Below are 15,378 nucleotides of genomic sequence, written 5' to 3'. Positions count from 1 at the left end.
GGTTTCTCCGACTCGCAGATGCCTTGGGATTGGACCCTCCACCCGCTTCACGGGAGTCGCGGTCCATCCATGGATAGAACCCCGCGCGGGGCGTTTATTCCCGCGCGGGAGGATTGTGGCTTACAGGCTGTGACGGCGACGGTGCTCGCTGATCGCGATCCACACCCGCTCCGGCGTTGCCGGCATGTCGATGTGGTCGATCTTGTACTCGCGCCAGAGCCCATCGACGATGGCGTTGACGACGGCCGGACAGGAACCGATCGCGCCGGCCTCGCCCGCCCCCTTCACGCCCATTGGATTGGTCTTGCAGGGGACGTTGGCGGTCTCGAACACGAAGTCCGGACCGTCCGCCGCCCGCGGCAGCGCGTAGTCCATGAAGGTCGCGGTGATCAGCTGGCCGTCGCCCGCGCCGTAGACCACCTGCTCCATCAAGGCCTGGCCGATGCCCTGCATGGCGCCGCCATGGACCTGCCCCGCCAGCAGCAGCGGGTTGAGCGTCTTGCCGAAATCGTCGACGATCACGTAGTTGACGATCTTGATGATGCCGGTCGCCGGATCGATCTCGACTTCCGCCACATGCGTGCCGTTGGGATAGGTGCCGTCGGCGCTGGCGAAGGTCGCGCTGCCGTTGAGCTTCGACGGATCGGCGCCGGGGCGCTTGGCGAGGTCGGCGAAGGAGATCGAGCGGTCGGTGCCGGCGATCCGGATCACGCCATCGGTGATCTCGAGGTCGCCCGCGCTCGCTTCCAGCGCCTGCGCTGCGAACTCCTTCAGCTTCTTGCCCAGATCGCCCGCAGCGCGCTCCACACAGACGCCGCCCGTGGGTATCGAGGCCGAACCGCCGGTGCCGAGACCCGTGGCGATCTCGTCGGTATCGCCCTGACGGACGTGGACGCGCTCCGGCGCCACGCCGAACTGCTCGGCGACGATCTGCGCATAGGCGGTCTGGTGGCCCTGCCCGCTCGACTGCGTGCCGATCAGGACGGTGACGTCGCCATTGGGATCGAGGCGGACGTTGGCCGTCTCCTCACCCATCACGCCGCAAATCTCGACATAGCTCGCAAGGCCAATGCCGCGGATCAGGCCGCTCTTCTTGGCCGCCTTGGCGCGCTTGGGAAATTCCTTCCACTCGGCGATCTCCATCGCGCGCTTCAGATGCGCGGCGAAGTCGCCGGAATCATAGACCTTCCCCGTCGCGGTCTTGTACGGCAACGCCTTCGGCTGGATGAAATTCTTGCGGCGGATCGCGTCCGGCGTCATGTCGAGCTTTCGCGCGCAGGCATCGACCAGGCGCTCGATGACATAGGCCGCCTCGGGCCGGCCCGCGCCACGATAGGCATCGACCGGCACGCTGTGGGTGAAGATGGTGCGCACCCGGCAGTGGAAGGCCTGGATGTCGTAGAGGCCCGGCAGCATGCCGGCGCCGCCGTGCGGAATGTAGGGCCCGAAGGTGGAGAGATAGGCGCCCATGTCGCCCATCAGGTCGCAATCCATCGCGAGGAACTTGCCGTCTTCAGTCAGCGCCATCTTCGCGGTGGTGACGTTGTCGCGGCCCTGCGCGTCGCCCATGAAATGCTCGGAGCGGTCGGCCGCCCATTTCACCGCCTTCTTCAGCTGCCGCGCCGCAACCGCCATCAGGGCGTATTCGCGATACGGAAACAGCTTCGTACCAAAACCGCCGCCGACGTCGGGGCAAATCACCCGCATCTTCTCGGTCGGGATGTTCAGCACGTTCTGGCAGAGGATGTCGCGCAGGCGGTGGCTGCCCTGGCTGCCGACCGTCAGCGTCAGATGGTCGCGCTTGGCGTCGTATTCGCAGACCGCCGCGCGCGTTTCCATGAAGCTTGCGACCACGCGCGGATTGACAATGGCGATCTCGGCGACCGCATGCGCCTTGGCAAAGGCGGCTTCGGTCGCCGCCTTGTCACCAATTGAAACGTCGAACAGCACGTTGCCGGGCTTGTCCGGCCAGACCTGCGGCGCGCCCTTCTTCACGGCATTGACGACGCCGGTCACCGATGGCAGCGGGCTCCATTTGACCTCGATCGCCTCGATCGCGTCGCGGGCCTGGTCGATGGTCTCGGCGACCACGAAGGCGATGGAATCGCCGACATGGCGCACTTCATCCTTCGCGAGGATCGGGTAAGGCGGGCCGGTGAAGGGATCGGTCTCGAGATTGAACAGGCACGGCAGATTGCCGAGATCCTTGACGTCGTCGGCGGTCAAGATCAACGCGACGCCGGGCAGCGTACGGGCACGGCTCGCATCGATGGTGTATTTGGCATGCGCATGCGGCGAGCGCAGCATCAAGCAGCGGAGCGCAGCCTGCGGCGCGTAATCGTCGGTATAGCGGCCCTTGCCGCGGATGAGCGCGTCATCCTCCTTGCGCAGCACGCTTTGGCCGACACCGAACTTGATGGGAGCTGCCATTTTTTCTCGTCCCGTCCTATGGTTGTTTTGCCGACATATTGCCGTGGAAAAAGTGGCAAGGCAAACGGCTTTAGCTGGCCGTTCTCTATAGAGGCCGATGATTCGAAGCCACCCTCGACGGTTCTGGCGCAACCAGGCCGCCTGGCCATGCCAGACCGGCGTTAATGGCTGAATTTCCTGACCATAAGGTACTTGTCATAGGTAGTGTCACCTATGCGAATGGCACGGGGGTCCGTGCCGTAGATTTCGAACCCGTTGCGCTTGTAGGTCTTGATTGCAGCAGTTGCCGTCAACAGGACGGCCAGATGCACCTGTTCGACGCATGCCTCGGCATGGACAAGAAGCTCTTTGATAAGCCGATCTCCGACACCTTTACCCCGACCATTCTCCTTCACATAAACCGTGAAGATGTGGCCTCTGTGTCGCGATCTTCTATCCGGCAAGACATAGAAGCCCGCGACACCGATCAAGCTGCCACATTCAAAAGCGCCAAGGATCGTACCGCTCAGCCAATGGCGATACGCCGCCACCATCGTGTCGCCGCCCTCGTCTTCTTCGGGGGAACCAAACGATTGAGGGTGCGTCTGAAGCGCCTCCGCGCGAATTTCGCGAAGAAGATCCAGATCGTCGACAGTCAGTCTCCGGATTTCCAAATTCGTCTGAGCACCGGCAGCAGGTGACGTCATGATCGCCCCTTTTTCCTTTCTAACGGCGAAGGATGGTATCGGCATGGATTGTGACCACTCACGTCCCACCACGGCCCCATAGATACAGCGCGCGATCTCTCAACGTCTCGATGGCGCGTTCAGGCGTGATGTAGTCGGCTTCGCCACGCGTCAGGCCGATATCCATCAACTCCCTGTCACTCAGGTCCTGCAATGTGACCCGTGGGCGCTGCCGCCGCTCCTGAAACGCATACCAATATCGCCTGAGCAGGCCGAGGACGCTTCGCGTCGATGCGGCTGCTGGTCCGGCAGCATCGCCGTCCGACAAAGCGTCGTCCAGCGCTGCGGCAGACGCCTTGAGACGTGCTGCCAACGCATGGTCGATCGCGTCCTTGGCTTGCGCGATGGAGAGGTTGAGGCCGCGTCCTGCGGCATCGCTCTCAATTTCGGATGATATGCTCGTCAATTGTGGTGGCATCGGATGCTCCTGCTGTTGTGCCGGCAGGGAGCGTGGCCAAACAAAAGGCCCCGTCCGATGCCGGCGGGGCCTGGTGGAAAAGATGTCGTCGTCGAATTACTAGCGCACGACTCCTTCCACGGCCCAGCCGAAGCGGGTCATGTGCGAGAAGTTGACGTTGCGCGTGCATTTAATCATGGGCGGCTCATACCATGGCAATCCTGCAAAATCAAGGGATGTGCGGCGGTCGGCTGCATCCTGGAGGCGAGTCCCTTGCTCCGGCCAATTCGTCATCCGTAAAGCGGATGCGACCAATCCCGTGAAGTTCGCCGCAACCGCCTGCCCCAAGGAAGGATGGCGGCTCATCATCCTTGCTCGATCCGGATCATCGCGATCCAAACCGGTTTTTGGCAGCGTCGCTGACTGGCGTGTAAAGACTCACGAGCGTTCCTTCCGGATCCCGAAACTGGGCCGTGCAATTTCCCCAGGGCATCATCTTCGGCTCATGCACCACCTCCACGTGATGCTTCAGCCTCGCAAATTCAGCTTCCACATCATCGACTTGGAATTCGACGATCGCGGTACGGTTGAGGGCAGGCTCCGCGCTCCCTTCCTTGAATAGGGCCACCGTCTCGACGCCACCAAAGGCGAGCGTTGCCGAAGGAGTGACGATTTCAGCGAATACCGGCGCCAGCCACTCGGCCGCTTTGCCGGTTACCTTCTCATAAAATTCGACGAGCGCCTTGATGTCTGCAGCAATCAGGCGCGTTGAAGCAAATCTCACAGTGTCGTCTCCTGTAGGTCTCCTGCCGCCCCGCGCGACGCCTGACCCGTAACGCCGTGCTGCTGACAGCATGGTGTCAGCAGAAGCATGCCGGCACTTTGCCGCGCAGCGTCACGCCACCAGGCTTATGGGTACATTCGCCTAACCGCGCACCAGCGACACCAGCCAGCTGCGGCCGAACAGGATGAGGATCGCGAGCGCGTAGACGATCGTGCCGCCGACGGCGAGCAGGGCCAGCGTCGCTTCGTCCCGGAAGGCATGCACGGAGGCAAGAGCGGCCGGGCTGAAGCGCGCAATCAGCCAGAACGCGGCGGCGAGGATCAATCCGGTCAGCAGGAATTTGCCGAGCGCCATCAGCCAGGCGCGGTCCAAAACGAGAAAGCCCCGCCGTACCGCGAAGAACAGCACCAGCAAGAGATTGGTCCAGACGCCGACGGCCGTTGCAAGCGCAAGGCCGATCTGGGCCAGCGATCCCATCAAGGCGAGCTTCAGCGCGACGTTGACGGCGATACCGGTCAGCGACGCCCGGACCGGCGTCGCGGTGTCCTTGCGCGCGTAGAACGTCGCGACCGCGCTGCGGATCAGCACGAAGGGGATCAGGCCGATGGCATAGGCCGCGAGCGTCGCGCCGGCAGCGGCGGCATCGGCCTTCGAGAACGCGCCGCGGGCGAACAGCGCGCGCATGATCGCGTCGGGCACGGTGAGAAAGGCCGCGACGAACGGCACCGAGAACAGCAGCGTGAAATCGAAGGCGCGGCGCTGCGCCTTCATCGCGCCGTCATGGTCGCTCGCCGTGATCCGCCGCGACATCTCCGGCAGCAGCACCGTGCCGATGGCAATGCCGATGACGCCGATGGGCAATTGATTGAGGCGATCGGCGTAATACAGCGCCGACAGCGCGCCCGCGGGCAGGAAGGTCGCGATGATGGTGTCGGCGAACAGCGCGACCTGAGTGCCCATCGAGCCCAGCGTTGCAGGTCCGAGCGCTTTGAAAAAGCCGCGAACGTCTTCGTCGAGCTTGAGAGGCGCAAAGCGCGGCAGGCCGCCATGGCGGGCGAGATCGCCAGCCAGCAGGAAATATTGCAGGAAGCCGGAGATGAGGACGCCCCAGGCCGCGGCATGGCCCGCGGTCGGAAACCAGACGGCAACTGCCAGCGTCATCATCATCGCGACGTTGAGGAAGATCGAGGCGGCCGCAGCGCTGGCAAAGCGCTGCATCACGTTGAGCATGCCGCCGTAGAGCGTCACCAGCGTGATCAGCAGCAGATAGGGAAAGGTGATCCGGGTCAGCTCGATCGCGAGCTTGCGCTGCTCGGCATCCTCGGAAAAGCCCGGCGCCAGAATGCTCATGGCCTGCGGCATGAACAGCCACGCGACGATCAGCAGCACCACCTGCGAGGCCAGCAGCAGCGTGAAGATGCGGTCGGCGAACAGGTGTGCTGCCGCCTCCCCCTTCTCGCCATGGACATGCGCATAGGCCGGCACCCAGGCGGCGTTGAAGGCGCCCTCGGCGAAGATCGCGCGGAAATGATTGGGCAGCCGCAGCGCCACGAAAAAGGCATCGGCCACGGGGCCGGCGCCGAGGATCGCCGCGAGCATGATGTCGCGGGCAAATCCCGTCAGCCGCGAGAGCAGCGTGTATCCGCCGACTGTGAAGATACGTCCGAGCATGCGGACTCTTCTAGAGGCTTATCGGCCAGAGGTCGATTGCATCTTACGATGCGCATTGCTGCGCCCTCTCCCCTTGTGGGAGAGGGCAGCGACGCAAGTAGCCACAAGCCCATTGGGGTGAGGGGTTTCTCTCCGCGCTTCCCGAGCGGAGAGAGACCCCTCACCCGTCTCGCCGCTACGCGGCGAGCCACCCTCTCCCACAAGGGGGAGAGGGGAAGGAAGCAAAAATCAGCCCGCCAGCGCGCCGCGGACGGCGGCGATGATTCGCTCCTGGTCGGCCTCGGTCAGGTAGGCGTGCATCGGCAGGCTGATAACGTCCTGCGACAGGCTCTCGCAAGCAGGCAGGCCGCCCTCGGCGACCGGATATTGCTTGTAGGCGGTCTGCTGATGCATCGACTTGCCGTAATAGATCGCGGTCGGCACGCCCTGGGCCTTCAGCGCGGCGGCAAAGCCGTCGCGGTCGGTGCCCTCAGGGAGGCGGATCGTGTACTGCGCCCAGACCGAGGTATTGCCCGGCGCCAGACGCGGCACGGTGACGACGTTGGACAGGCCACGCGCGTAGCGCTCCGCAACCCGGTTGCGGGCGGCGATCTCGTCGTCAAAAATCTTCAGCTTCTCGATCAGGACCGCGGCCTGCATGGTGTCGAGCCGGCCGGTCAGGCCGAGGCGGACGTTGTCGTATTTGTCCACGCCCTGCCCGTGCACGCGAATGCTGCGCAGCTTAGCTGCAAGCTCGTCGTCATCGGTGAAGATCGCGCCGCCGTCGCCGAAGCAGCCGAGCGGCTTTGCCGGGAAGAAGCTGGTGGCGGTGGCGAGCCCGAAGGTGCCGAGCTTGCGGCCCTTGTAGCTTGCGCCAAAACCCTGCGCGGCGTCGTCGAGCACGAACAGGCCTTCGGCCTTGGCGATCTCGGCGATGGCATCGTGATCGGCGGGCTGGCCGAACAGGTCGACCGGAATGACCGCGACGGGCTTGAGGCCGGCCTTGCGGGCGGTCGCGATGCCGCGCTTCAGTGATTCCGGGCTCATGTTGAAGGTCGCCTCGTCCACGTCCACGTAAACCGGCGTCGCACCGGTCCGCGCCACCGGCGAGGCGGTTGCGATGAAGGTGAAGGACGGACACAGCACGGCATCGCCGGGGCCGACATTCATCGCCATCATCACCATCAGGATCGCGTCGGTGCCGCTGGCGCAGCCGATGACGTGCTTGGCGCCGCAATAGGCCGCGAGCTGCTTCTCGAGCTCGGCGACTTCAGGGCCGTTGACGAACTGGCAATGGTCGAGAACGCGCTTGACGGCGGCATCGAGCGAGGCGCCGAGCCGGCGGCGCTGCGAGCCGACGTCGATGAAGGGAATGGGTTCGGAGCGCAGATGCTGGTTCATGGCGCCTTGCTGATCGTCCTGCGAAGTTGGAGAAGCCGACATGGATGGAGATCAGCCGGCGACGCGGCGCGGGCCCTTGAGGGCGGCCGACGTCGCGGCGGGACGCGACGGCGTCTCCAGGCACTGCGTGGCGATCTCGAGGCTGGCGACGCCCTCGTCGCCGGTGACCGCCGGCGTCTCGCCGTGGCGTACGGCCTTGAGGAACGCGATCAGCTCGGCGCGCAGCGGCTCGTCGTGGCCGACGGGCAGATGCCGCATCGAATAGCTGCCGTCGGGCTTGAAGCCGAAGCACTCGGTGACCTGGCGCGTCAGGAGATCGCCCATCACGTATTTGCCGCGGGTCGCGACCGTGACGCTGCGCGCCTTGAACGGCGTCAGCCAGTTGGTGTTGATGTGGGCGAGCACGCCGTTGGCGGTGCGGAACTGCAAGAGCGCGATGTCCTCGCGCTCGGCGACCGCGCTCGACAATTGCGGCTGCACCTCGACGATGTCGGATTCGGTGAACCAGCGGATCAGGTCGATGTCATGCACGGCGAGATCGATGACGACGCCGACATTGGACATGCGCGGCGGGAACGGACCGACGCGGGTGATCGCGATCGAGAGGATGTCCTCGCCCGCGATCGCCTGCTTGACGGCGGCGACCGCCGGATTGAAGCGCTCGACATGGCCGACCATCAGCGTGACGCCGGCCTTTTGCGCGGCGGCGACGATCTCGCGGCCTTCCGCGACCGTGGAGGCGATCGGCTTCTCGACCAGTACGTGGATGTTCTTGGCGATGCAGGCGAGCGCGACCTCGTGATGCAGATGGGTGGGCGCTGCGATGGTGACGGCATCGACGCCGGCGGCGAAGAGCTGGTCGAGCGTCTCGAAGCCCTGGCAGTTGGCAAGCTCGCTGGTGCGCGTCAGGTGCGCCGGCGAGGGATCGACCACGCCGACGAGAGTGACGCCGGGAAGACCCGCGAGCACGCGCGCGTGGTTGCTGCCCATCACGCCGGCGCCAATGACGCCGACGCGCAAGCCTGCCTTGGCAGGTGCTGACCCTTTGGAACTCATTTGAGCAAACCCCGATTCAACGCAAATCCCCGGGGCCGCTTCTAGCACGGGCGCCACATTTGTGGCGAATGCGCAGCTTCCGGTCCGGACACGATTTGATTCAAAAAGTTACACGTTCCCCGGGCCTTAAGCCGCTGAAAGATACCGCTCTTTCGGCCCGGGTCGCGTGATTCGGAGCCTGCTGGCTACGACCTTTGATAGTCGTCTTCAATCCGGATGATGTCGTCTTCCCCGAGATAGCTGCCGGTCTGGACCTCGATAAGCTCCAGCATGATTTTGCCGGGATTCTCCATCCGGTGCACCGCGCCCATCGGGATGTAGATCGACTCGTTCTCGTGCACCGTCTTCACGGTCTCGTTGACGGTGACCCGGGCGGCGCCACGCACCACGATCCAGTGCTCGGCACGATGATGGTGCTTTTGCAGCGACAGCCGCCCGCCGGGCTTGACCACGATGCGCTTGACCTGGTGGCGCTCGCCATTGTCGACCGACTGGTAGCTACCCCAGGGCCGGTGCACCTTGAGATGCTCCTCAGTGACCTTCGGCGCGACTGCCTTGAGCTTGGTCACGAGGCGCTTCAGGCCGTTGGCATCCTTCTGGCGCGACACGAGGACCGCATCCGCGGTCGCGACCACGACGAGATCGTCGACGCCTTCGAGCGCGACCAGCGCGGCATCGGTGGTGACGTTGCAGTTGCGCGAATCTTCGAACACGGCGGCGCCGTGTGCGGCGTTGCCTAGCGCGTCCTTCTCCGACAATTCCCACACCGCGTGCCAGGAGCCGACGTCGGACCAGCCGCATGACACCGGCACGACGGCCGCGCGCGAGGTCTTCTCCATCACCGCGTAGTCGATCGAGATCGCCTTCGCCGAACCGAACGCCTCCGGCTCCAGCGTCACGAAGCCGAGATCGCGGCCGGCGTTGTTGACCGCATTGGAGACCGCCTCCACGCTGGCCGCATCGACCTTGCGGTATTCGTCGAGCAGGACGGTCGCCGGGAACATGAAGTTGCCGCTGTTCCAGAGATAGCCCGAATTGACGTAGTCGGCCGCCTTCACCGCGTCCGGCTTCTCGACGAAGCGCGCGACCGCGTGCACCTCGCCGGAGATCACCTCACCCGGGCTGATATAGCCGTATTCGGTCGCCGGCCGCTCCGGCTTGACGCCGAAGGTGACGATGCGCCCGGCGCTCGCGGCAGTGAGGCCTTCGCGGCAGGCCGCGACGAAAGCGGCTTTGTCCTGCACCACGTGATCGGCGGCGAGCGCGAGCACGATCGCATCGCTGGCGCGGTTCTGCGCGAACACCGCCCCCGCGGCGATCGCGGGGCCGGAGTCGCGCCGCATCGGCTCGAGAATCACGTCGGCCTCGATGCCGATCTCGGCGAGCTGCTCCAGCACCATGAAGCGGTAGGACGCATTGGTGATGACGATCGGACGCTCGAATAGCGAGGCGTCCGAGACGCGCAGCAGCGTGTCCTGGAAGGTCGAGCGCGAGCCGAACAGCGGCAGGAACTGTTTTGGGCGCACCTCGCGCGAGGCCGGCCACAGCCGCGTGCCGGCACCGCCGCACATGATCAGGGGGATAATGCGTTTGTCCATCGTCATCTCAAACCTTGAAGTAGTCCCGATACCAGGTGACAAAATTACGAACCCCCTGCTCGATCGGCGTTGACGGTGCAAAGCCGGTGTCGCGCATCAGGTCCTCGACATCCGCGAACGTTTCCAAGACGTCTCCCGGCTGCATCGGCAGCAATTCTTTGATCGCCGTCCGACCCAGCTCCTGCTCCAGAAGTCCGACGACGTGCATCAGCTCCTCGGGGCGGTGGTTGCCGACATTGTAGACCTTAGACGGCGCATTTGCGGCAGCCGGGTCGTCGGCCGGCACCCGATCGATCAGCTTGGACACGACACGGGTGACGTCGTCAATATAGGTGAAGTCGCGGCGCATCCTGCCATGGTTAAAGAGCCGGATCGGCCTCTCCGCCATGATGGCGTTCACGAACAGAAACATGGCCATATCGGGCCGTCCCCACGGGCCGTAGATGGTAAAGAAGCGCAAGCCCGTGACCGGCAGCCGGTAGAGATGGCTGTAGGACTGCGCCATCACTTCGTTCGCCTTCTTGGTCGCGGCGTAGAGGCTCACGGGATGATCGGTCCGGTCCTGCACGGCAAATGGCAGTTTTGTGTTGGCGCCGTAAACGGAGGATGACGAGGCGTAGACCAGATGACGGCAGCCGTTGTTGCGGCAGCCCTCCAGCACGTTGAGAAAGCCTTGGAGATTGGAATCGGCGTAAGCCTGCGGATGCTCGATCGAGTAGCGCACGCCGGCCTGGGCGGCCAGATGCACGACCTTGGCAAATCCATGCCGCGCAAACAGCGCTGCGATCGCCTCGCGGTCGGCAAGGTCAGCCTTGACGAAGGAGAAGCGGGAATCGCTCCGCAACAGCTCAAGCCGCGCGCTCTTCAGCGCCGGGTCGTAATAGTTGTTGAGATTGTCGAGCCCGACGACCGGCCGGCCTTCGGCGAGCAGCTGCCGGGCGACGTGAAAGCCGATGAAGCCAGCGGCCCCCGTGACCAAAATCGCCTGATCCGTCATCTTGTTCCCAAGGGGACCTCTGGCCCTCGCCGCATCTTTAGCCGGTATCGAGGGGTCGCAATAGCCCCGCCATACGTCATAACGGCCGTTCATAACCCACTTCGTCACCGCTATTGCAAGATCGGCGCCAAAACCATACCAAAGCGGCCTAATTCGGCGCCTCGCGTCGGGTTGCCTCAAATCTTCGCAAACCCTGTTCATGCGGACGAGATGCGCCGAATTCTGCTGTCGACGGCCAAGATCCTGATTTCCGGGGCGCTGCTCTACCTGGCGCTGCGCAAGGTCGATCTGACCGAACTGGTGTCGCGCTTCACTGTGACCAGCCTGTTCTGGATCGGGGTCGCGATCGCCATCACCTTCCTGCAGATCTTCGTCGGCGTGTTGCGCTGGCGGGAGGTCAGCGCCGAATGCGGCGCGCCGCTCGAGCTCGAGCGGGCCATGCGCTACAACGTGATCGGATCCTTCTTCAACCAGACCCTGCCATCGGCGATCGGGGGCGATGCGGTCCGGCTGTGGCTGGTCGCGCGCGCCGGCGCCGGATGGCGCGCGGCCACCTACTCCATCTTTGTCGATCGCGCGATCGGCCTCATCGCGCTCGCGATCCTCATCGTCGCGAGCCTGCCCTGGAGCTACTCCCTCATCACCGATCCGCATGGTCGCTCGGCATTGCTGCTTGTCGACCTTGCCGCGCTCGCGGGCGGCCTCGGCTTCCTGGTCTTCGGCGCGCTGAAATGGCGATGGCTGAAGACGTGGTGGGCCACCCACCACATCCATGCCTGCGCGGTGATCGCGAACCGCGTGATCTTCAGCCGCAGGCGCGGGCCGATCGTCGCGATCCTGTCGCTGATCGTGCATGTGCTCGCCGCCGTCGTCGCCTGGTGCGTCGTGCAGTCGATCGCCGCTCCCGTTCGCTTCAGCGACGTCTTCCTGCTGGTGCCGCCGGTGATGCTGATCACGATGATGCCGATCTCGATCGCCGGCTGGGGCCTGCGTGAAGCCACGATGGGCCTGGCGTTCGGCTTCGCGGGACTTGCCGCAAGCGAGGGCGTCAACGTCTCGCTGCTGTTCGGCGCCGTGTACTTCATCGTCGGCGCGATCGGCGGCCTGGTCTGGATCCTCAGCGCGGAGAAAGCCGCGCAAGGGTCGGCCCCGCTCGGAGTGCCGGAGTGAACCCGGCCGCCGACGCGCTCGCCGCCGCACCCTCGCTGCTTGCCGTTGCGATCGCCGCGATGGTGTCGGCCGTCATCACCTGGACCAGCCGTCCCCTGCTCCAGCGTTACGCACTGGCGCGGCCCAACGCGCGGTCCTCACACCGCATTCCGACCCCGCAGGGTGCGGGCATCGCGGTGATATCCGCGACGCTGCTGGTCGCATCGGCCTGGGCAGCCTGGGCAAACGTCGCGATCCCGCCGGCGCTGATGGCTGCGACGGTCTTGATCGCGCTGGTCGGATTCGCCGACGACATTGTATCGCTTCCTGTGCTGTTGCGGCTCGTGCTGCAGGCGGCAGCCGTCGGGGCCGTCGTGTTCACCGCGCCCGAAACAGCGCGCATCGTGCCCGCGGTGCCGCTGGTGCTGGAGCGCGGCCTCGTCCTGCTCGCCGGAATCTGGTTCGTGAACCTCGTCAATTTCATGGACGGGCTCGACCTGATGACGGTCGTGGAAGTCGTGCCGATCACCGCGGCGCTGCTGCTGCTGGGATGGCTCGGCGACTTGTCCTGGCCGGCCGCACTGCTCGCCACCACCCTGTGCGGCGCCATGATCGGCTTTGCGCCGTTCAATCGTCCCGTCGCGAAGGTGTTTCTCGGCGATGTCGGCAGCCTGCCGATCGGCCTTCTGCTCGGCTGGTGCCTGCTGGAGCTCGCCTGGCACGGGCAGCCGGCCGCGGCGCTGCTGCTGCCGGCCTATTACCTCGCGGATGCCACCATCACGCTGTTTCGCCGCATCGCCCGCCGCGAACAATTCTGGTCGGCGCACCGCTCGCACTTTTACCAGCGCGCGACCGACAACGGCTTCAAGGTCCCGCGCGTGGTCGGCGAGGTGTTCACGCTCAATCTCGTGCTGGCACTGCTGGCGATCCTCACCGTGCGCGCCGGCTCGATGCCGGTCACGCTGCTCGCGCTGCTCGCAGGCGCGATCGCGGTCGGCTTCGTCCTGCGCCGCTTCTCCCGCCCTCAGGCGTCCTGAGCCGACAGCGCAAGCCGCAGGCCCTCGTCGAGGGAGACCTGCGGCTCCCAGCCGGTTGCGATCGCCTTGGAGATGTTGAGCTCGAGCGAGCCGATCAGGCTGTCATGCGTATCCTGCCGTCCGGCCACGCTGAGCAGCGTGCCGAGCAGGTCCGGCGGCACGCGGAACAGCCGCGGGCTCTTGCCGGATGCTTTCGCCAGGCGCTCGATGAATTCGGGCGTCGAGACCTGCTCCCGGTCCGCCACCAGGAAGATCTCGAAATTGCTGGCGGGGTCGGGATGGGCGAGCCGGCGCAGGATGAACGACGACAGGTTCTGCACGGCCAGGAAGGCGCGGTGATTGCGGATCGCGGCAAAGGGCAGCGGCAGCCCCAGGCTCACCGCGCGCGTCAGCAGCGCGAAATTGCCCTTGGCGCCCGCGCCATAGACCAGCGGCGGCCTGATCACCGAAATGCTCATGACGCTGTCGCGCGCCAGCGTCCTCAAGCCCGCCTCGGCCGCGGCCTTGGACATGCCGTAGAAGCCGCGGGGCGTCAGGATGTCGTTCTCGCTGAACGGCGCGCGGCCCTCGTTGCTGCGGCCGTGCACGAGAACGGTGCTGACGAAGATGAACTGGCGCACGCCGGCCGCCGCCGCGCAGCGCGCCAGATGCAGCGTGCCGGCGATGTTGACGTTGCGGTAGAGCTGGACCGCCTGCTCCTCGTGCTTGTGGTGCACGCGCGCGGCGAGATGGACGACGGCGTCGACGCCTTCGAGCGCGGCCTTCCAGTCGGTCTCGGGACCGATCGTTTCGATCACGACCTCGTCGCCGGCACCCGTCAGGCTGCGCACGGCGCGGCGGACCGACCACCCCTCGCATGCGAGGGCGGGCACGACATGACCGCCGACGAAGCCGCTCGCTCCCGTGACCAGCACGACCGGTTTGCGTTCGCTCATCGTTGCTCCGAAAGATCCGGGTTGCGCAACAATTCGTCGACCAGGGCGGCGTAGGCGTTCATCGCGGTGGCGCGGTCGAACTTCGATGCCGCCTTCACCGCGCGCTCCGCCATGGCACTGTCGTCGGAACGGGACGCCGCGCGGATCGCCTCGGCGAGCTGGTCGGCGCGGCCCGGCGTCACGACCCAGCCGAGCCCGTTCTCCACCACCGTCAACGCGGCCTCGGCCTCCGGCTCGGACACCAGCACCACCGGACGGCCGACCGCCAGCAGATTGTAGAACCGGCTCGGCACCGACACCCCCGCAACGTCCTTCCGGTACGGAATGATCCAGAGATTGGCAGCCGCCAGGAAGGCCTCGAGCTCGGCATCCTCGACCCGCGCCACGAAGGAGACATTGGGCAGGTTCGCGGCCGCCTGCAACTGCTTCAGCCGCGCAAAGCCGATGCCCCAGCCGGACAGCAGGAAGTGAATGTCCGCCTCGTCCTTCAAGAGGCGCGCCGCCTCGAACACGATCTCCGGATCATGGGTGAAGCCGAGATTGCCCGACAGGCCGACGACGAAACGCGCGGAGAGCGGCTTGCGGAACGGATTGTCCGGTGACAGCGGACGCGGCCCGGGCGCGAGCGTCGCCCAGTTCGGGATGAAGCGGATCTTGTTGCGCTTCATCCCGGCATAGCTCAGCAGCGGCCGCTCCGCATCGCGGCCGATGGTGACGACGGCATTGAGCGCGCGGAACATCAGGCCGTTGGCGAGGCGCATCGTCCGCGTCACCATCGAACCGGGCTTCAGCAGGCCCGCCGTCACGAGCACGTCGGGGAAGAGGTCGTGCAGGATCAGCGCCGAGCGGGCGCGCTTCAGCCTTGCGGCCGCCGCGACCGCGTAAGGCAGCATGAACGGCGCGGTGACGGTGACCACGACGTCGCCGGGCCGGAGCTCCCGCATCAAAGCAAGGAACGTGCGCGCCGCGAACAGCAGTTCGGCCGCGCCGCGCCGCACCAGCGCCGCCTTGCCGGTCATGCGGTTCTTGATGGCGACGATCCGCGGCTTGCCCGCGCCGGTCTGCGACGCCGGCAACGCGCCGGGCGAGCCCGACAGCACGACGACCTCGTGCCCCGTGGCGAGACGGCAGGCGATCTCGGCCATGATCGCCGCCGTCGTGCTCGGGTCCGGTGGATAATGCTGGCTCGCAACGACGATCTTGCCGGGAGACTGCATGG

General features: G+C 65.5%; 14 protein-coding genes. 2 read left to right on the top strand and 12 right to left on the bottom strand.

All coding sequences use genetic code 11. The features are described 5' to 3' along the window. Positions 1–120: 120 nt before the first annotated feature. The 10 genes from A3M7_RS0117770 to A3M7_RS0117730 form a co-directional block, all read right to left on the bottom strand. Positions 121–2,430, bottom strand: coding sequence for a xanthine dehydrogenase family protein molybdopterin-binding subunit (locus A3M7_RS0117770; RefSeq protein ID WP_027545140.1), 2,310 nt, complete (start codon positions 2,428–2,430; stop codon positions 121–123). A 161-nt stretch (positions 2,431–2,591) separates the two neighbouring features. Continuing rightward, complete coding sequence (locus tag A3M7_RS0117765; protein ID WP_063629445.1) at positions 2,592–3,116, bottom strand: GNAT family N-acetyltransferase; 525 nt, start codon at positions 3,114–3,116, stop codon at positions 2,592–2,594. A 58-nt stretch (positions 3,117–3,174) separates the two neighbouring features. Next, the gene (locus A3M7_RS0117760) at positions 3,175–3,573 is read right to left on the bottom strand and encodes a DUF1127 domain-containing protein (protein WP_027545138.1); all 399 of its coding nucleotides are present in this window, start codon (positions 3,571–3,573) and stop codon (positions 3,175–3,177) included. 99 nt (positions 3,574–3,672) lie between these two features. After that, on the bottom strand, positions 3,673–3,921 hold the full coding sequence (locus A3M7_RS48595; protein ID WP_156936909.1) for a hypothetical protein: 249 nt from the start codon (positions 3,919–3,921) through the stop codon (positions 3,673–3,675). A gap of 16 nt (positions 3,922–3,937) precedes the next feature. After that, complete coding sequence (locus A3M7_RS0117755; RefSeq protein ID WP_027545137.1) at positions 3,938–4,336, bottom strand: VOC family protein; 399 nt, start codon at positions 4,334–4,336, stop codon at positions 3,938–3,940. A gap of 141 nt (positions 4,337–4,477) precedes the next feature. Further along, positions 4,478–6,007, bottom strand: coding sequence for a murein biosynthesis integral membrane protein MurJ (gene murJ / locus A3M7_RS0117750; protein WP_027545136.1), 1,530 nt, complete (start codon positions 6,005–6,007; stop codon positions 4,478–4,480). Between the two features lie 228 nt (positions 6,008–6,235). Beyond that, positions 6,236–7,387 (bottom strand): DegT/DnrJ/EryC1/StrS aminotransferase family protein, encoded by a 1,152-nt coding sequence (locus tag A3M7_RS0117745; protein WP_027545135.1) that lies wholly within the window; start codon positions 7,385–7,387, stop codon positions 6,236–6,238. Between the two features lie 51 nt (positions 7,388–7,438). Next, complete coding sequence (locus A3M7_RS0117740) at positions 7,439–8,443, bottom strand: Gfo/Idh/MocA family protein (RefSeq protein ID WP_027545134.1); 1,005 nt, start codon at positions 8,441–8,443, stop codon at positions 7,439–7,441. Between the two features lie 185 nt (positions 8,444–8,628). Further along, the gene (locus tag A3M7_RS0117735; RefSeq protein WP_027545133.1) at positions 8,629–10,041 is read right to left on the bottom strand and encodes a mannose-1-phosphate guanylyltransferase/mannose-6-phosphate isomerase; all 1,413 of its coding nucleotides are present in this window, start codon (positions 10,039–10,041) and stop codon (positions 8,629–8,631) included. A 7-nt stretch (positions 10,042–10,048) separates the two neighbouring features. Continuing rightward, on the bottom strand, positions 10,049–11,038 hold the full coding sequence (locus tag A3M7_RS0117730) for an SDR family NAD(P)-dependent oxidoreductase (protein WP_027545132.1): 990 nt from the start codon (positions 11,036–11,038) through the stop codon (positions 10,049–10,051). A gap of 210 nt (positions 11,039–11,248) precedes the next feature. Here A3M7_RS0117730 and A3M7_RS0117725 point away from each other — a divergent pair, with 210 nt between their 5' ends. Beyond that, positions 11,249–12,208, top strand: coding sequence for a lysylphosphatidylglycerol synthase transmembrane domain-containing protein (locus tag A3M7_RS0117725; RefSeq protein ID WP_027545131.1), 960 nt, complete (start codon positions 11,249–11,251; stop codon positions 12,206–12,208). Beyond that, entirely contained in the window at positions 12,205–13,224 is a 1,020-nt protein-coding gene (locus A3M7_RS0117720) for a glycosyltransferase family 4 protein (RefSeq protein ID WP_027545130.1), read from the top strand. Before A3M7_RS0117725 ends, A3M7_RS0117720 begins: the two co-directional genes overlap by 4 nt. Here the strand turns inward: A3M7_RS0117720 and A3M7_RS0117715 are convergent. Together A3M7_RS0117715 and A3M7_RS0117710 are read right to left on the bottom strand one after the other, a co-directional pair. Further along, a complete protein-coding gene (locus tag A3M7_RS0117715; protein ID WP_027545129.1) occupies positions 13,212–14,159 on the bottom strand; it encodes an NAD-dependent epimerase/dehydratase family protein in 948 nt (315 codons plus the stop codon). The genes A3M7_RS0117720 and A3M7_RS0117715 overlap by 13 nt on opposite strands. After that, complete coding sequence (locus tag A3M7_RS0117710) at positions 14,156–15,376, bottom strand: glycosyltransferase family 4 protein (RefSeq protein ID WP_027545128.1); 1,221 nt, start codon at positions 15,374–15,376, stop codon at positions 14,156–14,158. Before A3M7_RS0117710 ends, A3M7_RS0117715 begins: the two co-directional genes overlap by 4 nt. Between the last annotated feature and the right edge of the window lie 2 nt (positions 15,377–15,378).

The sequence above is a fragment of the Bradyrhizobium sp. WSM2254 genome, assembly GCF_000472645.1.
Lineage (GTDB): Bacteria > Pseudomonadota > Alphaproteobacteria > Rhizobiales > Xanthobacteraceae > Bradyrhizobium > Bradyrhizobium niftali.
Note: the sequence above shows the minus strand (reverse complement) of the source record. Positions and strands in the feature narration are given on the sequence as shown.